We start from the raw sequence: 20,739 nt of genomic DNA, 5'->3' as shown, positions 1-20,739 counted from the left end.
CTTTTGAGTGGCATCGGGCAAATCGGCTACCTGGCAGGCGCAGTCGGCTTTGCGGTACTGGGAGTAGCGCTGCTCACGGTCTGGCGCGGGAAATTGAACGCGCTGCTGCCAATGGCCGTGGGTGCAACGATGGTGTGGTGCCTCGTGCTGGCTGCCCACGCCGGTGGCCAGCCGGTACCGGTTCTCGCGGTCTATCTGGCAGAACTGGCGCGCGATGCATTCTTGCTCGTGTTTCTGGTAAGTCTGATCATGAACAATCGCGAGGCGCCCTTCGTCAGCGGCCTGCGAATTTTTGTTCACGCCCTGTGGATCGTGCTGCTCGTAGTTGCAGTAGCACGCGCCGCGCTCGCCGGCGTGGCGGCAGCAATTCCGGTGTTTCTTTTTGGTTTCTTCGCGTTTGCGCTTTCCGGGCTGGTAGTCACAGAGCAGGTCTACCGTAATACCTCGATGTCGCAGCGCTGGGCGATCAAGTTCCTGTGCCTGGGTATAGGCGGGTTATTCGCTTTCGACCTCGTAATTTACGCCAAAGGCATCATGTTCCGCGGGCTGGATCCGGACTTGTGGAGTGCGCGAGGCTACATACATTTGCTGGTGACCCCGCTGATTGGCCTTTCCGTTGCACGGTCAGAGCAGTGGTCGGCGGAATTGATGGTTTCGCGGCAGGTTGCCTTTTACACAACGACGCTGTTCGCCGCTGGAATGTACCTGCTGGCGATGGCGGCAGGCGGATACTACGTACGGATATGGGGTGGTGACTGGGGTGCGGTCGCCCAGGCAATCTTTGTGTTTGGTGCAGTGGTGCTGCTGGCGGTCATGTTTGTGTCCGGTCAGTTCCGTGCCAGGCTCCGGGTATTTCTCAACAAGCACTTCTTCCGTTACAAGTACGACTACCGCGAGGAATGGTTACGACTGACCCGCTTGCTTTCGGCAGCTGATGCCAGCGAGCCGCTGCCTGACCGTGCGATCATCAGCCTGGCCGATCCTGTAGAGAGCCCGGGTGGGGCTTTGTGGCTTAAGAAGGAGCCTGATTCATTCGACCTGGTCGCGCGCTGGAATTTCAAGGCCGGGGATGCTGCCAGCGTCGGTGCAGACGACTCCCTTGTTTTGTTCCTGGCAGAGCGAAACTGGGTCGTCGATATTGGTGAATACCGGCGCAAGCGCAGCTTGTATGGGTTGTTTAAGTTGCCACACTGGCTGGCTGCGCTCGACGATGCCTGGCTGGTGGTGCCATTGATGCAGGCCGAGGAGTTAACAGGTTTCGTGGTCCTGGCAAAGCCACGGGCGCCGCAGGCGCTCACCTGGGAAGACCTGGACTTGCTGAAGACTGTCGGGCAGCAGGTCGCCGGGTATCTGGCGCTGGACCGCGCAGCCGGCATGCTGGCAGAGGCGCGGCAATTTGAAGCATTCAATCGCTTTACCGCGTTTATCATGCATGACCTGAAGAACCTGATAGCGCAGCAAAGCCTGGTAGTAAAAAATGCTGCGCGTCACAAGCACAATCCGGAGTTCATAGAAGACGCGATTTCTACGGTCGACAACTCGGTGCGCCGTATGAGCCGCCTGCTTGAGCAGCTGCGTCAGGGCGGAGCGGTCGACCTGAGCCGGCGTATTGCGATTGCAGATTTGTGTGCCGAAGTGGCCGAACAGTGTTCTGCACGACAGCCACAGGTAAACGTCGAAGTGATCGCACCCGGGTTGCAGGTGCGGGCCAGCCGTGACGGATTGGCGACTGTGCTTGGTCACGTGGTGCGCAACGCTCAGGATGCAGCCGGTGCGCACGGCAACGTCAGCATTCGCGTGGCACAGAAGGGCCAGCAAGCGGTAGTAGATGTGGTTGATGATGGCACGGGCATGGACGAGCAGTTTGTGCGCGAGCGACTCTTCCGACCATTTGAATCAACAAAGGGAAGCAAAGGTATGGGTATTGGCGCTTACCAGGCACGTGAGTTTGTTCGCGCGGCCGGCGGTGACATAGCTGTGGACAGTACACCCGGTCAGGGCACGGTGTTCACCCTGATGATTCCGCTCGCCGAATCGGTATCTGATCAAACCACCCAGAAATCGGGAGCGATGCAGTGAGCGACGAGAAGAGGACCCTGCTTATAGTAGAGGATGACCCTGGTTTGCAGAGCCAGCTCAAGTGGTGTTTCGAGGGCTACGAGGTTGTAATCGCCGAGGACCGCGCCAGTGCCATAAAGGAGCTGCGTCATTGTGAGCCCGCCGTAATCCTGCAGGACCTCGGGTTGCCACCGGACCCTGAAGGGGTTTCGGAGGGTATGGCTACATTGCAGGAGGTGCTGGCAATTGCGCCGGATACAAAGGTAATCGTGGTGACCGGTAATGCCGATACCGATAACGCGGTTCGCGCCGTGGGGCACGGTGCCTACGATTTTTATCAGAAACCACTGGATACGGAAGTGCTGCAGCTCATCGTGCAGCGTGCATTCAGTATGTGGGACCTGGAAGAACAAAATCGCCAGCTGCTGAGTCGTGATTCACATTCCCCGCTTGAGGGGATTATCGCGTCGAGCGACAAGATGCTGCATGTCTGCCGGCTGATCGAGAAAGTTGCGCCGACTACTGCGACAACGCTGCTGCTGGGCGAGAGTGGTACAGGTAAAGAGCTGCTGGCCCGCGCGCTGCACACGCTGAGCCCCCGCGTCAGTAAACCCTTCGTCGCCATCAATTGTGCCGCCATTCCTGAGAACCTGCTGGAAAGCGAATTGTTCGGGTATGAAAAGGGCGCATTTACCGGCGCGACCAAGACGACACCCGGAAAAGTGGAATTTGCCGACAATGGCACACTGTTCCTCGATGAGATCGGTGATATGCCGCTGGCACTGCAGGCAAAGCTGCTGCGATTCCTGCAGGAACGTACTGTCGAGCGCGTTGGTGGGCGCAAGGAAATACCGGTCGATGTGCGGGTGGTCTGCGCGACCAACCAGGACCTGCAGATAGCAATCAAGGAAAGCCGTTTCCGCGAAGATCTCTACTACCGGATTTCAGAGGTAACTGCGGAAATTCCGCCACTACGCGAAAGGCCCGGAGATGCCGTCGTGCTGGCGCGCTCATTCCTGCATGAGTTTGCCGCCCAGCAGGGCAAGGTTTTACGTAACTTTACTCAAGATGCTCTGCGGGCAATCGGAAGTCACGAATGGCCGGGCAACGTGCGCGAACTGGAAAACAAGATCAAGTCAGCGGTGATCATGGCCGAAGGCAAGAGCGTCACGGCGGTTGACCTGGGTCTCGATGAGGTCGCCACCGGCGCCTACCCGATAAACCTGCGGGCGGTGCGGCTGGAGGCAGAGCGGCAGGCTTTGCGTCAGGCCTTGTCGATTACTGACGGCAATATCTCCAAAGCTGCCGAAATGCTCGGAGTCAGCAGGCCCACACTTTACGATTTAATGCAAAAACATGGGGTTACTGAGCCTGCTTAACGCGCTTGCTTGCGCCCGGACGGCGGCACGCGGCAAGATAGCGCGATGACCAGTTCAATCAACAGGCGGTGGGCGGCGGTGCTGCCCGTATTTCTGCTGGGCTGCAATGTGGCGATCGACAACGAGTCGCGGCTGGAACGTGCACAACAGGCTGTGGCCGCTGGCGAGTTGCGACCGGCGGCAATTGAGCTGAAAAATGTGCTGCAGTCAGACCCGACCAATGTCGCGGCCCGCGTACTGCTTGGTCGTGTCTCACTGCAGGCCGGTGATCCGGTAAGCGCCGTCAAGGAGTTGCAGCGTGCACTCGAACTCGGCGCAGCGTATCAGGAAGTAGCGGTACCTCTGGCGCGTTCGTTGCTGGCTACCGGAAACCCGCAACAGGTGCTGGAGATGGAGACGGCTGACCTGGCCGATCTGCGCGACCGGGCAGACCTGCACGCAGCACACGGCAATGCATGGTTGCAGCAATCCGATATGGGGCGCGCCGAAACGAGCTTTCAGCAGGCGCTGCGCGATTACCCGGGTCATGTTGAAGCACTGGTGGGCATGGCGCGGGTACACGTGGATCGTGGCAACAACGCGGCTGCCGAGCGCGCACTCAATCGTGTGATTACACAGCACCCCGACACGCACGCAGCCTACGCTGTGCTGGGGAGACTGCAGCTGAACGCTGCTGAATTTGACGCAGCAGAGGCAAGTTTCCGCAAAGCCATGGAGCATTCGCAGGACGAGTCCCTGGCGTTACGACGCGTCGAACATATGTCCGGCCTTGTTGATGTGCTACTGATACAAAAGCGGGCAGGCGAAGCCCAGGACGTCGCTTCACGGATGCTCGATATCGCCCCGATGCACCCGTTCGCACTGTTTCAGGCTGCCCGGGCCGACTTCGAAGTTGGCGACATGGATGCAGCCATTGAAAAAACCCAGTCGGTAATTGCCGCGTATACGAATTACCAGCCCGCACGGCTGCTGCTGGCCGCTGCCGCAATGTCGAAGGAAAACTTTGCGCTGGCCGAAATGCATCTGCAGTCGCTGGTGGCCAGCGAGCCGGATAACGTCGAGGCACGAAAACTGCTGGCGCAGGCGAAATTGAGCATGGGTAACCCTGACGAAGCGTTTCGTGCGCTGCAGCCATTGCTGGAAAGTGGTGCGGCTGACCCGCGCCTGCTTGCGATGGCCGGTTCAGCGGGGTTGCGCAGCGGCAAACGCGAGCAGGGCCTCGAATATCTGACCCGGGGAGCGCAGGCTGGTCTGGACGACCGGGGCGTGCAGTTGCAAACCGCGCTGAGTTTTATCGAAGCGGGGACCACGGAGCGTGCGCTCGAAGTCCTCAATGCAATGCCTGAATCGATGCATGGCAACGAGCGCAATAACCTGCTGATGCTGGCGATGTTGCGCAGTGGCGATACCGATTCAGCAGGCGAACTGGCGCGCAGTATCGTGGCCAGCCAGCCGGACGACCCGGCAGCGCACAAGCTGCTCGGTAGTTACCAGCTTGCGGTGAAAGACCGGGCGGCGGCCCGGGTGGCGTTTGACAGAGCACTCGAACTGGATCCGGATGATACGGCAGCGGCAATGCATCTGGCACGTATAGACACGCTTGATGGCAATGTGGCCCGCGCCGCGCGTAGATACGAGCAGCTGATCGACAATGACCCGGAAGATATTGCGGCCTATCTCGGGCTAGCCGAAATTGCAGAAAAGGGTGGTGATCAGGAACGAGCGGTAGCATTGCTGGAAACCGCCCTGAAGGAGAACCCTCGCGTGCTGCAGCCGGCATTGCTGCTGGCGCGTTATTACCTCAATAGCGGAAAAAATGCGTTGGCACTCGCCCGTGCCGAACAGGCCGTGGAAATTTCACCAGGCAGCGTCGCGGCGTTGAACATGCTTGGTGCAGTACAGCTTGGAACCAATCGTCACAGTGAAGCGCTGGGAACATTTGAGCGGGCGCTGCAGAACCAGCCAGCGGATACCCTGTCTACATTCAACCTGGCGCAGGCCCAGCTGAAACTGGGAATGGCCGATAGCGGGCGTAAATCGCTGGAGCGGGTGCTGGAGATTCAGCCGGACCATCGCGCCGCGCGTGTCGCGCTTACCAGGATCGAAAGCCTGTCCGGTAACTATGCGGCCGCGCTGCAGATCGTAGAGGGACTGCAGGCTGATGACTCGGAAAATGCAGACCTGCTGGTACTGGAAGGGGATATTCACGTAATGCGGAAGCATTACAACGACGCGATTGCGGCCTACGATACCGCTGGCACGCTCAAACCCAGCGAGTCCATCGCGCTGAAGCGCCACCAGGCCCGCGTCGTTGCCGGCCGCAGGGACGCGGACGAGGTGTTGGAAGAGTGGTTACAGGAACATCCCGGGAGCGTGGCAGTCCGGGTAGCACTTGCCCAGTCATTACAGAACACCGGTCGGAGTGAACAGGCGATCGCAGAGTATGGACGCGCACTGGAAATCGATCCGGCAGATGTCGTGGCGCTCAATAACCTGGCGTGGCTCTACGCGGAGATGGGCGGGCCGGAGAACCTGCAGCAGGGCCTGGCGATAGCCAAACGGGCGCACAGGCAAATGCCGGACCTGGGCCAGGTTACCGATACTTATGGCTGGTTGCTGTTGCTACAGGGAGAAATTGACGAAGCAGCAAGAAAGCTTCGCGAAGCAGCCCGTCAGGCGCCGGAGGATCCGGACATACGCTATCACCTGGCAGTGGCACTGCAGCGGCAGGGCGCCGACGCCGAGGCCAGGGATCTGCTCGATGCAATCCTGCAGGACAACAGCGGCTTCAGCAGTCGTGATGCCGCGCGCAGCTTGCGTGAAAGTCTCTAGCTGCTGCGTTACTCGTTCAGCTGATCCAGCATCTTTCTGACGCTCTCATCGCCGGGATGCGCCGCGAGCCATTGCCGCAGCAGGCGACCCGGTTCTGCTGAACCGGCTTCACGGGCAGCAATAAAGGTCTTCAGGGCAATCACGGGGTCGTCACTGCGTTTCATTGCGCTTTCGTAAGCCGTGAGCGCCTCGCCAAACCTCTGCTGTGCCATGTGCAGGTCGCCGACAGCAGCATAGCCATGCGGCAGGTTTTCGGCGACGCTTTGCAAGTGATCGGCCAGCTGCAAAGCGTCTGCGCGACGCTTGCTGCCGGCCAGCTCCAGCACGATCGCGACAGCCTGTGGCATCAGCGATGCATCGAGCGTGATCGCTTTGCCAACCAGGTCGCGGGCCTGATCGATATCGTCGCGCAGCACCGCGGCACGCGTCATGCCGAGGTAGGCAGCCGCCGATTCGGGAGCCGCACGCAAGGCCTCGGCGAAAGTAATATCGGCCTGTTGCAGCTGACCGAGTGCAAGTTTTTCCATCGCCAGCGCCACGAGTGCATCGGCCTGGTGTGGCCGGATCTGTACTGCCTCAACGGCAATGTCGTGGGCACGCTGGTGATTGTCACGCTCGCCGTAGTACCTGACCAGCAGCAGGCGCGGTTCAATTGCACCCGGGTTGCGGCTGCGCGCCATTTCCAGCCACTCTATGGCCCGTACCGGGTCGTTGCGCGATTCCGCCAGCTCGGCGAGCGCCAGCATGGCATGCAGGCTGGTTGGTGCTGCCTGGCGCAGCTGTTTGGCATACAACAGCGCGCGTTCGCTTTCCGCCTTGCGCATAAGCAGCACCAGTTCAAGCAGCGAGCGTGCCCGGCGCATCGTGTCTGTATCCGGCAGCATTGCAAGGTGGCGTTCAGCAGTCTCGGTCTGGCCGGTTCCGATCAGGGCAACAACAAGGCTGACCCTTATGCTGTCGTCTTCCGGAGCCTTTTCCACGGCACGGTTCAGGTAGGCAGTGGCGCTGCCCGCGTCACCGCTGTAGAGGCTCGCCCGGCCGAGCAGGGCGAGCAGTTTTTCGTCTTCCGGTGCCAGTTCGACCACCGGTAACAGGGCCGCCATTGCGCCTGTCGGGTTGCCCATTTTCAGGTGAGTACGCGCCAGCAGACGACGCATTTCGACGTCGCGCGGGACGGTTGCGAGATACTCCCGCAGTATGAGTTCTGCATCGCTGAAGTTGCCCAGCTCGAACTCGCACGCAGCCAGCAGCTGAAGGGTTGGGCGGTGTTGCGGTACTGACAGCCGCACCTCGCGCAGATAGTCGGCAGCGAGCAGGTATTCGCCGTCATCATAAGCCAGTAGTGCGCGCAGGTAACGTGGCAGCGGGTGCCACGGATAGGCATCCAGCAGATCCTTTACGTTGCCGAGGGCTCGGCCAGTCTCGCCCATACGCCATTGCGATTCGGCCAGGCCGACACGAGCGAGTAACAATTCGTCGGCAGCCGGTCGTACGGCGGTTGCCTCGACGGCGCTTGTGAATGCCTGTTCGGCCTCCTCGTACCGACCCTGTTCATGACGTAATGCGCCAAGAGCGCGAAACGATGAAACAGAGAACGGGTCCCGGTCCAGTGCAGCCTCGATCAGGCGTTCAGCCTTGTCGAGTTCGCCGCGAATCATTGCAACACGCGCCAGACCACTGAGCCCCTGCGCCTTGCTGCCCCGGGTTTCACTGGCGAGTCGGAAGGCCCGTTCAGCGTCGCCGAGTTGGCCCAGACCAATAAGCGCTTCTCCGCGCAGCAGCAGGCCGTCACCGTCGCCGGCCTCGCGCAGTGACTGTTCCGGTAGTTCTTTCAGGAGCCGTTCAAACTCCCCGTTGGCCAGCAGCGCATGTGCCAGTGGGCCGAGCACCCGGGTGTCAGCTGCGCCTTCCTCACGTGCCCGGATCAGGTAGCTGACAGCGTCGGCTGAGCGGCCGACCTGCAGTGACAGGCGGCCGGCGGCCACGAGCGAGGGCAGGTGCTGCGGATCGGATTGCAGAATGTTCTTCAGCTCGAGAATTGCCGCGATCGGTTCACCGCGCCGCTCGTTTTCGAGCGCGATCTGCAGCCGTGTTTCGGTGTCGACTGATGGTGCGCATGCTGTAGCCAGCAAGATCACTGGCAACGCGAATCCGGTGAGAAGTAGACGGGGCATCTTAGGCTATTATTCTGGCTTGAATCCGGTAGGGTACATTACTACAGTCGAGCTGGCGGCGACGGCCAATTTGACGAAATGACAGACGCCATAATGCGACCGGGGCCCGTACGACCCGGAGAGCCTTATGCTACAGTTTGCGCTGATTTTTATGGACCGGAAGGATATGCACCCAGTACGGGCAGCCAGGATTTTTCTTGCCATTGTCGGGACTTGTGTGCTGGCGGGATGCGCCCCATCTGTCGTGCCGTCGACCGGTGCCCCTGGCCCCGTGGCCTCGGCAGCGGATTCGACTACCGACCCGGCCGCAGCCCCGCAGCGGCCTGGCGAGGAGTACCAGATCGGTCCCGGCGACAGTCTGCAGATTTTCGTCTGGCGCCATGGCGATGTCTCGACCACCGTTCCGGTGCGTCCTGACGGCAAGATCTCCACGCCACTGGTCGAGGACATGCAGGCTGCCGGCAAGACACCTACAAGCCTTGCCCGCGATATTGAAGAGGTGCTTGCCGAGTACATCAAGAGCCCGGTTGTAACAGTGATAGTCACCGGTTTCGTCGGTGACCTTACCGAGAAGGTGCGTGTAGTCGGGCAGGCCATGCAGCCACGATCACTGTCGTTTCGGCAGAATCTTACCCTGCTGGACGTGCTGATAGAGGTCGGCGGGCTTACTGACCTGGCGTCAGGTCGTCGCTCGAAGATAATCCGCCGTCAGGGTACCGAGCTGATCGAAATCGACGTTCGGCCCGACATCCTTCTGGACAGGGGAGACCTTCGCGCCAACATCAAGATGATGCCGGGAGACGTGCTGATTATCCCGGAAGTCCGTTTCTAGCCAATTTCCCGGTCCCCGGCCCAGACGTTACAAATCTGTGACCTGTGTCACTGGCAGTGGCGCAGCATTCTGCGATTATCGGAGACTGGGAGTGTATAATTCAAAGACTTAGCGATGCACGACCTCATTACACAGATTCTCAGTCACGCCCGCGGGATGTGGCGCTACCGCTGGCTTTCGCTGCTGGTTTCCTGGCTCATCTGCATGGTGGGCTGGCCGATCGTCTATTCATTGCCCAATGTCTATGAAGCCTCCACCCGTGTCTATGTCGACACCGATTCGGTGCTGCGGCCATTGCTGGCAGGTCTGACCACCGAAACCAACGTGATGGGCCAGGTCAATATCATGACGCGCACGCTGCTAAGCCGGCCACACCTTGAGGAGGTGGCCCGGGAAACCGACCTGGACCTGCGCGCAGCCACTCCGCGCGCGATGGAACGGCTTATCGACAGGCTGCGTGAAAGTATCCAGATTCGTGGCACAAAAGATCAATTCTATACAATAACCTTCACTGACCGTGACCCGCGCATGGCACACGCGATTGTACAAACTCTGCTGGCAAACTTTGTGGGTGACACCCTGCAAACCAATCGCAGTGATTCTGAAGTGGCGATGCGTTTTCTCAACGAGCAGATCGCCGATCATGAAGCCAGGCTCGTGGAGGCCGAGGAGCGGCTCGCGCAATTCAAGAAGGACAATGTCGGTGTGATGCCTAATTCGACGGGCGACTATTATGCGCGCCTGCAGCACGCGACCGCTGCGCTGGAACAGCTCCAGGTCGACCTGAGCCTCGCCGAGCGTGCCAGGAATGAGTTGCGCCGGCAGATTGCCCAGGAAGAGCCTGTACTGCGCGGTGACAGTGTAACTGCCGAATATGATGCAAAAATTGCAGCAGTCGAAGACAATCTGCAAAGCCTGTCGCTTTCGTACACCGACAAACACCCCGACGTAATCGCCACTCGCGACACGCTGGAGCGTTTGAAAGAGCAACGTGACGAAGCGCTGGCATCGGCGCCTGCCGGCGGGACTTCAGATCCGATGGACCTGAATCCGGTTTACCAGAGTATGAAAATTGAGCTGAACGCGACCGAGGTTTCGATTGCGAGGTTGCGTGCACAAATACAGCAGCAGCAGGAAGACGTGCTCGAACTGCAACGCTCGGTCGACACAATCCCGGTTGTCGAAGCCGAGCTTGCAAAGCTCAACCGGGACTATGGTTTAACCAAGGCCCGTTACGAGGCGCTGCTCGAACGACTCGAGTCAGCCAATCTGACCAAGGATGCGGAGCAAAGCAATGAAGACGTGAAGTTTCGCGTACTTGATCCACCCACAATTCCGCTGCAGCCGGTCGGGCCGGATCGGATCTTGTTTCTCGGTGTGACCATGCTTTTTGCGCTCGGCGCCGGCGTGCTTTTTTCCTACGCAATGAACCAGGTCAATCCGGTTTTTGTAGGTCGGTCGAGCTTTCGTGAAGTTACCGCTGTTCCGGTGCTTGGAACAGTTAGCGTGATCCTGACGCCGGGACAGAAGTTTGCTCGTAACGTGCAGATGGGTGTGTTCCTGTTCGGTGTCGGCCTGCTGTTGAGCGCCTATGTCGCGGCAGTGGTTCTTCGGGTGCCGGCAGTTGCCATGGCGTCCAAAATTGCAGCGCGGGTGGCGGCATGAGTATTGTCGAAAAGGCAGTAGACAAGCATCGGCGCGCTGAACCGATACGCTCACCCAAGGAGCAGGCAGCGCAGAATGACGCCCGTGTTGCCAAGGGTCGCCCGCTCAAGACGCCACGCAAGCCCGGGTCAGTGGATATCGAGCTTGATCACGAAAAGCTGTCGCGCGAAGGAATAACACCGTACACCGACATTTCGGAAACGCTTGTCGACGAGTTTCGTCGTATCAAGCGTCCGTTGCTGCGTGCCGCCTTCGAGGAGAAAGCTGAAGGCGTAGCAAGCACGGCGAAGAATATTGTGCTCATCGCCAGCGCGCTGTCGGGCGAGGGCAAGACCTTCACGGCAATGAATTTAGCCATGAGCATCGCGATGGAGCGCGACAGAACAGTAGTGCTGGTGGATGCCGACGTCGCCAAGCCTCATATCAGTCGCATGCTCGGAGTTGCTCACCAACCCGGCCTGATGGACCTGTTGCAGGATCATAGTGTTGATATTGGCGAGGTTCTGTTACAGACAGACATGCCATCACTGAAAATCATACCGGCCGGGGAAAGGCACAGGCAGGCGGCGGAGTTGCTGGCCAGTCAGCGCATGGAAGCGATTATTGAGGAACTTGGTACACGCTACTCGGACCGCATTGTGCTTTTCGATTCACCGCCGGTGCTGCAAACCAGCGAAGCACAGGCTCTGGCTTCGCTTGTCGGGCAGGTATTGCTTGTTGTTCAGGCGGGACAGACCCCGCAACGGGCTGTCCTGAGTGCGCTGGAGCTCATGGCGGAGCAGGATGTGAAAATGGTACTCAACAAGTGCCGCCTGCCAGAAAGTTCTCCTTACTATACTGGTTACTATGGTTACAAATAGAGCATGTTTGCTGCTTGCCGTGGTTGTGATTGGTCAACCGGCACTCGCAGCTGAATGGGATGTGGAGCCTGCAGTCTCGGTTGCGGCTACCTACACCGATAACCTCCGGTTACGTGCGCCCGATGAAAGTGTCGATGAGCTTGTTACGGAAGTGTCTCCGTCAATCTCACTGACCGCAACCGGCGATCGCCTGAAAACCGAATTCAGTTACCGGCTGCAGGCGTTACGCTACTCCGACAGGGAAGACTTTGACGAAGTTCTGGACTATTCAGCTCTGAACGGCACGGCAAATCTGATTGGCAAAAATCTTCTGCTTGATTTCTCCGGCAGTATCAGCCAGCAGACCATCGACGCCAGCCAGAGGAATGCAATAAGCGGCATCAGCCAGGCGGATAACCGGTCTGAAGTGGGCGTGTACTCAATCAGCCCCCGATTCTGGCGTCAAATCGGCAACACCAGCAGCCTTTCTGTCGGTGTTCGTTTTGGCGGGGTCGAATATGACGATCCGGTGCTGACCGACAGCGAGAGTACAGGAATATTTGCAACTGTCTCCGGTGCCCCACCGAGTACGCCGTTGTCCTGGCGTCTGAACTTTAACAAATCAGACATCGATTACGATACTGGCTCCAACGTACAGTTACAGCGGGCCGGCGGGGAGTTCGCCTGGGCGTTCAATCGCAGCCTGTCGGTCGTGGCCAGTATCGGCGATGAGAACAACACGTTCGCGCAGCTGTTCGGTCCACGCAAGATTGATGGCTCTTACTGGTCGATAGGTGGACGCGGCCAACTCGGTCGTCTCACCAGTTACAGCTTTTCTGCGGGTGAGCAACACTTCGGGGATTCCTACGGCTTCAGTCTGCAGCGCACTGCCGGAAAACTGACAACAGATATTTCCTATGCCGAGGAGACGACGACGCGTGGCGCGCAGCAGCTACAGTATGAGGCGTTGTTTCAGTTCCTGACCGAAATAACCGGCGTCGAGTTACCTACGCCAGGCGCTGAAGTCTATGTGCGCAAAAGACTGTCGGCAGTCGCCGCCCTGAAGCTGGCGCAAAGCAATATTAAGCTGAATGCATACAACGAAGATCGCGATTACCTTACTTCAACCAGCTCGGAGTCCGATAGCGTCTTTGGCGTGGCCCTGTCGTATTCGTGGAATGCGCGAGCGAAGACAAAGGTCACCTTTGATGCGGGCTGGCAGCAAATCGAGTCAATCAACAGCCTGGAACAGCCCGAAGACGTTCGTTTGCAGTTGCGTATCAGGCAGGATCTGACTGATACCATCAGCATGAGTCTGCGGGCGTGGCAGAACAGCAGATTTGCCACCACCGCTGACAAGGAATACGAAGTAAATGCAGTCAGCCTTGGCATCAGCAAGGTATTCTGACGCGTGTACCTTGATACTTACAATTTCAGCGCCCGACCGTTTCAGTTAACTCCTGATCTGCGCTTCCTGTTTCCCAGCCGCAGTCACAAGCGAGCGCTAAGCTACCTGCGTTTCGGGCTCGAGCAGGCCGAAGGCTTTGTCGTGATTACCGGCCACATCGGCACCGGCAAGACGATGCTGATCCAGACCCTGCTGGCCGAGATGGCAGACCAGGATATCGCCACGGCCAGGATCGCGGCGGCAAACCTGACCGAGGACAACATTCTTGCCGCCGTGGCAGCGGCTCTTAACCAGCCGTATGAGGGCAAGAGCAAGGTCGCTTTGATGGCCAACATGGAAAAGTCTCTGCGTCACGCGCGCGATCGGCTGGCTGGCGTAATGTTGATTGTCGACGAAGCCCAGACCCTGACTCCGGAGGCGCTCGAAGAGCTGCGTATCCTGTCAAACCTCGAATCGCAGGGGCGCGCCCTGATGCAGATTTTCCTGGTCGGTCAGACAGAGCTGCGGGTGACGCTGCAGTCACGCCGCATGGAGCAGTTGCGCCAGCGCATTGTGGCCTCGTATCACCTGGAGCCGATGTCGCCTGAGGAAACCAAACGCTATATCGGTTTTCGCCTGGTGGCGGTGGGCTGGAACGGTGATCCGTCGTTTGCACCAGAGGTCTACGAGCAAATCTTTAAGTCGACCGGCGGGATACCACGCAAGGTCAATATCGTTATGGATCGCCTGTTACTGTTTGGTTATCTCGAAGATATTCGAGACTTCGACGGCGAACATATCGAACAGGTAATTGGCGAAATGCGCCAGGAGCTTTCCGGCGACCTGGTAACGACCATCGATGAGCAACCGGTCGATTCGGAAGGTCAGCCGGTCAGCCGGGTTGAGCTCGAAGAACGGCTGCGCCTGCTCGAGTCAAAGCTGGATGAGCTGGTAGGCACAGCCGGCACCGGCTAGTCATTGGGCGGGATCTGATCTTGATGCCGGCACCGGACCCGATACCTGCGCACGAAGCGTTTTCCAGCGAGCAACCTGTCAATGCAATGACGGTCGATGTCGAGGACTATTTCCAGGTTTCAGCCTTTGAGGAGCAGGTAAGCCGTGACACCTGGGATCAATGGCCATTACGCGTGGCGCACAATACAGACGCCTTGCTGCAGCTGTTCGATGACACCGGGGCAAAAGCGACGTTTTTTATGCTGGGGTGGGTCGCGGAACGCGAGCCGGGTCTGGTGCGAGCAATAGTGGATGCCGGGCATGAGCTTGCGAGTCACGGCTGGTCGCACCGACGCGTATACAGTCAGCAGCCGGAAGAGTTTCGCGCCGATGTCCGGCGTACCCGGGACGTGCTGCAGGAAATGTCCGGGGTCGTCGTGCGGGGATATCGAGCAGCCAGTTACTCGGTGTCTGTCGACACCCTTTGGGCACTGGATATCCTTCGCGAGGAAGGCTTCGCATATTCCTCGAGTATTTCTCCGATCAAACACGACCATTACGGGATTCCCGGTTTTCCACGTTTTGCTTTTCGCTTGCAGGATGACGGCATTCTGGAAATCCCTGCGAGTACGATTACATTTGGCCAGCGGAATTTACCGTGTGGAGGCGGGGGCTGGTTTCGTCTCGCGCCGTATGCTTTTACTCGTTGGGCATTGCGGCATATCAACAATGAAGAGAATCAGCCGGTGGTGTTCTACATGCATCCATGGGAAATCGATGTGGACCAACCGCGTGTTCCCGGAGTCTCGCGCCGGGCACGCCTGCGCCATCACCTGAATATTTCCCGTACGAGGCCGCGGCTGGAAAATTTGCTGCAACAATTCCGCTGGGACCGTATGGACAGCATATTTCTTGGTACACAGGATTGTCATGACAGAAACGCCGCCTGATCTGGCGCCAGACATCGCCACACCGGACGTACGTCTTTGTACTTCTGCCGATGAGCAGGCGTGGGAGAAGTTTGTCGGGCAGTCGGCGGCCGCCACGTTTTTCCATCGTTTTGGCTGGCGGAAAGTTATCGCTGAGGCCTTCGGGCACCAGCCTTTCTACCTGGCTGCCGTTAGCGCAGATGAAATCAGGGGTATCCTGCCGTTATTCCATATCCGCAGCCTGCTGTTTGGTAATTCACTCATCTCTGTTCCTTTTTGTGTTTATGGTGGCATCGTGGCGCAGGACGAGCAGGCAGCTGCAGCGCTGGCCGATGCGGCGATGGATCATGCACGCCGGCTTGGTGTCGATTACCTGGAATTGCGCCACGAGCAACCCGTCCTGGCGTGGCCTGCAAAAAGCGATCGCTACGTTACCTTCCGCAAGGCGATAAGCGCGGACTCTGATGCCAACCTGCTGGCAATCCCGCGCAAGCAGCGCGCCATGATACGCCGTGCCATGAAGGCAGAGCTAAGCAGCTACCAGACGACCGATACCGACGCTCTGTATTCGATGTACTCCGAGAGCGTGCGAAATCTCGGTACCCCGGTGTTTGCAAAACGCTATTTTGACTTGTTGCAGCAACAGTTTGGCGACGACTGCGAAACTACTATCGTTGTCAGTGATGGCAAGCCGGTAGCGGGAGTGATGAGTTTTTATTTCAAGGACCAGGTCCTGCCGTACTATGGTGGCGGCACGGCGGCAGCGCGCCGGGTCAGCGCCAACGACTTTCTTTACTGGCAGGTCATGTGCCTGGCGGCAGAGCGCGGTACTGGCGTCTTTGACTACGGCAGGAGCAAGGTAGGGACAGGTTCGTACCGCTTCAAGAAGCACTGGGGTTTCGATGCAGAACCGCTGAATTACGAATATGGCCTGGTAAAGGCGGCAGAAATTCCCGATCTCAGCCCGGCAAACCCGCGTTACAGCCTGTTTATCAGGATGTGGAAAAAGCTGCCTCTTGCAGTAGCGCAACGGATTGGTCCCATGATTGCACGCAACCTGGGATGACCAGCAACATACTCATGCTGACCCACCGGATCCCATGGCCCCCGGACAAGGGGGACAAAATTCGCTCATTTCAGGTGCTGCGCCACCTGACTGACAAACATAACGTGCATCTCGGCACGTTTGTCGATGACCCCGACGACATGCAGTACGTGCCGGAGCTCGAGCGGCTGTGTGCCGGCGTTTGTGTCAGGCCGGTTGGCCGGGCACGGCGGTTTACCCGCGGCGTGCAGGCGCTGTTGAGCAGAAAACCTGTGACAACGGCCTATTATGCCGACAATTATTTGTCGCGCTGGGTCGACGAAATAGCTCGCAAGCATCGTATCGATGCGGTTTTCGTGTATTCGGCGGGTGTGGCGCAGCATGCCGAGGCACTCGCCGGGACGGTGGTGACAGTGCTTGATATGGTCGATGTCGATTCGGCCAAGTGGCGGCAATACGCGCAGATGAAGTCCGGCCCCACGCGCCTGGTATACCGGCGTGAGGCACGCCTGCTGGCACGCGAAGAGGCACGGCTGGCGGCCCTGTTCGATCGTACCTTGCTGGTGTCAGAGCAGGAAGCGGCAGACCTGGCTGCGGCGGTTCCACAGCTGGCCAGCCGAATAGGCGTGATGCCGAACGGCGTTGATACGAAGCTGTTTTCGCCGGAGCAAGTCTACGACAACCCGTTTCCTGCCGACGTTGTGCCGGTGGTTTTTACCGGCGCAATGGACTATTGGGCCAACGTAGAGGGTGTGCAGTGGTTCGCGGATTCGATACTGCACCGGGTGCAGGCCCGGATTCCGAACTGTCGTTTCTATATAGTGGGCTCGAGGCCATCGCGGGAAGTACGGCAGCTGGGCGAAAAAACAGGGGTCGAGGTAACCGGCAGAGTGCCGGATGTGCGACCGTACCTCGCCCATAGTCGCGTCGCAGTAGCGCCATTGCGAGTTGCCCGTGGCTTGCAGAACAAGGTGCTCGAGGCCCTGGCAATGAACTGCTCGGTCGTTGCAACGCCGGCCGCGGCGCGGGGAATTGGCACAGTCCCCGGTGGGCTCGGTGTGGCATTAACGGCAGAGGAATTTGCACGAGAGGTTGTCGATCGGCTCGGCCGGTCGCGTCCAGTCGAAAACAGACGCTTTGTCGAGCGGCACTTTTCATGGCCCGCGGCACTGCAGCGGCTCGACCAGGCGCTCGCCGGAGATTATGCAGGAGTTAAAGTTGTCTGAGATCTTCCGTAGCTGGTTTGGCAAGCTTATCGACGGGCTTGACAGCTGGCCTGCCGCCATCATTGCTCTTGTCTTTGCCTGCGTAATCGTTGCTTACCACAGCACTTTTGCGGCGATGGCGGATATCTGGTTGCGCTCCGACACTTTCGCTCACGGGCTAATCGTTGTTCCGCTAACGCTGTTCCTTATTTACCGGCAGCGATTCGCCCTGCGCCAGGCACAGCTGAAGCCAGCGTGGTATGGGCTGGGGTTCCTCGCCTTGCTGGTGCTGGCGTGGCTCGTGGCGCAGCAACTGAGTGTGAATGCCCTGGAGCAGTTTGCGGCGGTTGCCCTGATTCCGGTCGCCATCGGCACTATCTGTGGTGTTGCCGTCTTACGTCCCATTGCTTTCGCGCTGGCATTTCTTTTCTTTGCGGTGCCGTTCGGGGAGTTCCTGATTCCGGGTCTCATGGAAATTACGGCTGATCTGACCACTTTGATGCTGCGCATGACCGGTTTTCCTGTTTATCGTGAGGGCTTGTACCTCGCAGTGCCCGGTGGTGATTTTGAAATCGCAAAGGCCTGCAGTGGCATTCGCTACCTGATCGCGTCAGTCGTGCTGGGAGCAATATTTGCATACCTGACCTACACCTCGTGGCGGAAGCGACTGATCCTGATCTGTTTCGCCATTCTCATTCCCATTCTCGCCAACGGGATACGCGCCTACATGATAGTGGTGCTGGCTTCGCTGAGTGGCATGAAGCTTGCGGTAGGGGTAGATCATTTCATTTATGGCTGGTTGTTTTTCGGCCTCGTCATGTTTCTCTTGTTTGTAGTGGGTGTGCGCTACCGGGATCCGGAGAGGGCGCGCCCGCTCGATGCGGAACGCCCTGCAGGCAAGCCCCGGCTGACGGTGCTGGTGGCCGTGCTTGCGCTGATCGCGATCGGGCCGATCGCGCAGAGTATTTTGGCCGGTTCGCCACCAGGGCCGCTTGATGCGCGGTTCATGGCGGTGCCTGAAGGCTGGGCCGAGATAGAGATTGCTGACAGCTACTGGCAGCCGGCCGCGTTTCAGAGCGACCGGTCGCTACGCCGCGCGGTGGTGCGCGACGGTACCGTCATTCTCGAGTTTCTGGATATATTCGACGGCGTGGGCGTCGACGCTGCGAGCAGCGGTAACCGGCTGGTCGATAACGAGTTATGGCGGCTCGTTGGCGAGATCGAGGTTGAAGACGCCGGGATGCGTGTCGTTGCGGCAAAATCAGGTCGGCAGGTCATTCATATCGCGAGCTGGTATCAGATTGGCAGCCAGCGGGCGGCTTCATCGGTTCGCGCCAAGCTGGCTGAAGTCTGGAATACGCTGCTCGGCCGCAATGATGTTACGGCCATAGTCACGGTTGCCACCGTGGACGAAGAGCATCTGGATCAGCTGCTGCAGTATGTACAGAGGTATCAGCCGCAGATCTCTGCATGCCTGACGAACGCGATCGATAAAGTCTGTGCTGACTAGGGCGACCAGATTTCAATGTGCGGTATCGCAGGTGTAATTAACTTTGAACCGGGTCGTCCGGTAGAGCGGCAGCTGCTCGCTCGCATGTGCGATGCAATCGTGCACCGCGGGCCGGATGGCAGTGGTTATTTTGTATCCGACGGGGTAGGCCTCGGTCACAGGCGGCTGTCTATTATTGACCTCGAGGGCGGCGCGCAGCCAATGGCTAACGCCGACAACAGCGTCGTCGTTACCTACAACGGCGAAATCTATAATTACCGCGAATTACGTGCACAGCTGGAAGCGCGCGGCTATGTATTTCGAACACAGTCGGATACGGAAGTCGTTGTTCATGGGTGGTCCGAATGGGGCGCCGACTGCGTCAGGCACTACAACGGAATGTTTGCCTTTGCGGTTTGGGACGCACGCAGGAAATGCCTGTTCCTGGCACGCGACCGTCTCGGGATAAAACCGCTGCACTACGCGGTTGTTGATGGCGATGCGCTGATTTTCGCTTCTGAACTGAAGGCGCTGCTGGCACATCCACGGTTGCAACGACAGCTCGATGAGCGTGCCGTCGAGGATTACATGGCTCTGGGGTATGTGCCGGAGCCACGCACTATTCTGGCGTCGGTCAGCAAGCTCGAACCGGGCCACACCCTGCTGGTGGATCAGCGTCAGGGGGCATCCCTGCAGCCGCAACGCTACTGGGACCTGCCTTGCACGCCGCTGGCCGGCGCAGGTGAGGCAGAGTTGGGCGAGGAGCTTTTGCGACAGCTGGATCTGGCGGTGCAGCGTCGTATGATTGCCGACGTGCCGTTGGGGGCGTTCTTGTCAGGCGGAGTCGATTCGAGCGCCGTTGTTGCCTCGATGTCGAAGCTGGCTGCAGAGCCCGTCCTGACCTGTTCGATTGCCTTCAGGGACAGAAATTACGACGAATCCATCTATGCGCAACGCGTCGCAGAGAAATTTAACACTGATCACTACAGTCGCGAGGTCGCGGCAGACGATTTTTCTCTTATCGACGACCTGGCGCAGGTTTATGATGAGCCGTTCGCTGATAGCTCGGCGATACCGACCTTCCGCGTATGCGCGGTTGCCCGGCAAAAAGTCAAGGTTGCCCTTTCAGGGGACGGTGCCGATGAGTCGTTTGCCGGCTATCGCCGGTATCGCTGGCATTGTCATGAAGAGCGTGTACGCCGGTCATTGCCACGACGCCTGCGTCAGCCGCTGTTTGGTACGCTGGCCCGGGTCTACCCGAAGCTTGACTGGGCGCCGTCGTTCCTGCGTGCAAAGACAACTTTCAGCGCGCTGTCATCCGATTCGGTTGACGCATATTTCGACAGTGTCTCGCGCTGTGCGCCGGCAGTCCGCGCCGCTCTTTACGAACAGTCTTTTGCCAGGCGGCTGCAGGGGTATTCGGCAGTTGAGAACTTTCATTCTCATGCGGCCAGGTCTCCTGTAGCCGACGGCCTTGGCCTGGTGCAATATCTCGATTTCAAAACCTGGCTGCCGGGCGATATTCTGACCAAGGTAGACCGTGCCAGCATGGCCAACAGTCTTGAAGTACGGGTTCCGTTTCTTGATCACGAGTTTGTGGAGTGGGCGTCCGGCTTACCGGCTGCTTACAAGCTGCGCGGTCGCGACGGCAAATACCTGTTGAAAACGGCATTGCGCAGCCGATTGGACAAGGACCTGCTGTATCGCCGAAAAATGGGTTTTTCTGTTCCTCTCGCCGAATGGTTGCGCGGTCCGGCGCGAGCGGAGGCCGGCGAGCGGCTGGGCGAGTCACGGCTTGGTCAACTCGGGGTATTCGACGTCGATCGGGTGCAGAATTTGCTCGAAAGGCACGCAAGCGGCCAGCAGAACAACGCCACTGTGCTGTGGTCGCTATTGATGTTCGAGAACACAGTCAGTCGTATTTTCAGCCTGCGTTGATCGGGATATAGAA

The 20,739-nt window shown here is 58.8% G+C and carries 14 protein-coding genes; 13 read left to right on the top strand and 1 reads right to left on the bottom strand.

Translation table 11 applies throughout. The features are described from left to right. The first annotated feature begins 3 nt into the window (after positions 1–3). From prsK to prsT, 3 genes are read left to right on the top strand one after another with little or no spacing between them, the layout of a single operon-like run. On the top strand, positions 4–2,079 hold the full coding sequence (prsK, locus tag HKN06_01080) for a PEP-CTERM system histidine kinase PrsK (GenBank protein ID NNF59901.1): 2,076 nt from the start codon (positions 4–6) through the stop codon (positions 2,077–2,079). Beyond that, entirely contained in the window at positions 2,076–3,437 is a 1,362-nt protein-coding gene (gene prsR / locus HKN06_01075) for a PEP-CTERM-box response regulator transcription factor (GenBank protein NNF59900.1), read from the top strand. Before prsK ends, prsR begins: the two co-directional genes overlap by 4 nt. Positions 3,438–3,482: 45 nt before the next feature. Continuing rightward, the gene (prsT, locus tag HKN06_01070) at positions 3,483–6,269 is read left to right on the top strand and encodes a PEP-CTERM system TPR-repeat protein PrsT (GenBank protein NNF59899.1); all 2,787 of its coding nucleotides are present in this window, start codon (positions 3,483–3,485) and stop codon (positions 6,267–6,269) included. A gap of 8 nt (positions 6,270–6,277) precedes the next feature. Here prsT and HKN06_01065 read toward each other — a convergent pair whose 3' ends face one another. Further along, a complete protein-coding gene (locus HKN06_01065) occupies positions 6,278–8,443 on the bottom strand; it encodes a tetratricopeptide repeat protein (protein ID NNF59898.1) in 2,166 nt (721 codons plus the stop codon). 166 nt (positions 8,444–8,609) lie between these two features. On the opposite strand from HKN06_01065, the gene HKN06_01060 reads away from it, so the two are divergent. The 10 genes from HKN06_01060 (at position 8,610) to HKN06_01015 (ending at position 20,726) form a co-directional block, all read left to right on the top strand. Continuing rightward, positions 8,610–9,275 (top strand): sugar ABC transporter substrate-binding protein, encoded by a 666-nt coding sequence (locus HKN06_01060; protein NNF59897.1) that lies wholly within the window; start codon positions 8,610–8,612, stop codon positions 9,273–9,275. Between the two features lie 114 nt (positions 9,276–9,389). Then, complete coding sequence (locus HKN06_01055) at positions 9,390–10,940, top strand: chain-length determining protein (GenBank protein NNF59896.1); 1,551 nt, start codon at positions 9,390–9,392, stop codon at positions 10,938–10,940. Next, positions 10,937–11,800, top strand: coding sequence for an AAA family ATPase (locus tag HKN06_01050; protein ID NNF59895.1), 864 nt, complete (start codon positions 10,937–10,939; stop codon positions 11,798–11,800). The genes HKN06_01055 and HKN06_01050 overlap by 4 nt, the downstream gene beginning before the upstream one ends. A gap of 61 nt (positions 11,801–11,861) precedes the next feature. Continuing rightward, complete coding sequence (locus HKN06_01045; GenBank protein NNF59894.1) at positions 11,862–13,187, top strand: TIGR03016 family PEP-CTERM system-associated outer membrane protein; 1,326 nt, start codon at positions 11,862–11,864, stop codon at positions 13,185–13,187. A gap of 3 nt (positions 13,188–13,190) precedes the next feature. Next, complete coding sequence (locus HKN06_01040) at positions 13,191–14,141, top strand: AAA family ATPase (GenBank protein ID NNF59893.1); 951 nt, start codon at positions 13,191–13,193, stop codon at positions 14,139–14,141. An 86-nt stretch (positions 14,142–14,227) separates the two neighbouring features. Further along, positions 14,228–15,070 (top strand): DUF3473 domain-containing protein, encoded by an 843-nt coding sequence (locus tag HKN06_01035; protein NNF59892.1) that lies wholly within the window; start codon positions 14,228–14,230, stop codon positions 15,068–15,070. Beyond that, complete coding sequence (locus HKN06_01030; GenBank protein ID NNF59891.1) at positions 15,051–16,115, top strand: FemAB family PEP-CTERM system-associated protein; 1,065 nt, start codon at positions 15,051–15,053, stop codon at positions 16,113–16,115. The genes HKN06_01035 and HKN06_01030 overlap by 20 nt, the downstream gene beginning before the upstream one ends. Beyond that, complete coding sequence (locus tag HKN06_01025; protein NNF59890.1) at positions 16,112–17,320, top strand: TIGR03087 family PEP-CTERM/XrtA system glycosyltransferase; 1,209 nt, start codon at positions 16,112–16,114, stop codon at positions 17,318–17,320. Before HKN06_01030 ends, HKN06_01025 begins: the two co-directional genes overlap by 4 nt. Next, complete coding sequence (gene xrtA, locus HKN06_01020; GenBank protein NNF59889.1) at positions 17,313–18,809, top strand: exosortase A; 1,497 nt, start codon at positions 17,313–17,315, stop codon at positions 18,807–18,809. Before HKN06_01025 ends, xrtA begins: the two co-directional genes overlap by 8 nt. A 15-nt stretch (positions 18,810–18,824) precedes the next feature. Next, positions 18,825–20,726: an amidotransferase 1, exosortase A system-associated gene (locus tag HKN06_01015; GenBank protein ID NNF59888.1), complete on the top strand. Its 1,902-nt coding sequence runs from the start codon at positions 18,825–18,827 to the stop codon at positions 20,724–20,726. Positions 20,727–20,739 lie beyond the last annotated feature (13 nt).

Source organism: Gammaproteobacteria bacterium, assembly GCA_013003425.1.
Lineage (GTDB): Bacteria > Pseudomonadota > Gammaproteobacteria > Steroidobacterales > JABDKV01 > JABDJB01.
Note: the sequence above shows the minus strand (reverse complement) of the source record. Positions and strands in the feature narration are given on the sequence as shown.

Coding starts and splice junctions, on each gene's coding strand:
- prsT (NNF59899.1), top strand. CDS start 3,483: ATGACCAGTTCAATCAACAGGCGGTGGGCGGCGGTGCTGCCCGTATTT.
- HKN06_01065 (NNF59898.1), bottom strand. CDS start 8,443: ATGCCCCGTCTACTTCTCACCGGATTCGCGTTGCCAGTGATCTTGCTG.
- HKN06_01060 (NNF59897.1), top strand. CDS start 8,610: ATGCACCCAGTACGGGCAGCCAGGATTTTTCTTGCCATTGTCGGGACT.
- HKN06_01055 (NNF59896.1), top strand. CDS start 9,390: ATGCACGACCTCATTACACAGATTCTCAGTCACGCCCGCGGGATGTGG.
- HKN06_01050 (NNF59895.1), top strand. CDS start 10,937: ATGAGTATTGTCGAAAAGGCAGTAGACAAGCATCGGCGCGCTGAACCG.
- HKN06_01035 (NNF59892.1), top strand. CDS start 14,228: ATGACGGTCGATGTCGAGGACTATTTCCAGGTTTCAGCCTTTGAGGAG.
- HKN06_01030 (NNF59891.1), top strand. CDS start 15,051: ATGACAGAAACGCCGCCTGATCTGGCGCCAGACATCGCCACACCGGAC.
- HKN06_01025 (NNF59890.1), top strand. CDS start 16,112: ATGACCAGCAACATACTCATGCTGACCCACCGGATCCCATGGCCCCCG.
- HKN06_01015 (NNF59888.1), top strand. CDS start 18,825: ATGTGCGGTATCGCAGGTGTAATTAACTTTGAACCGGGTCGTCCGGTA.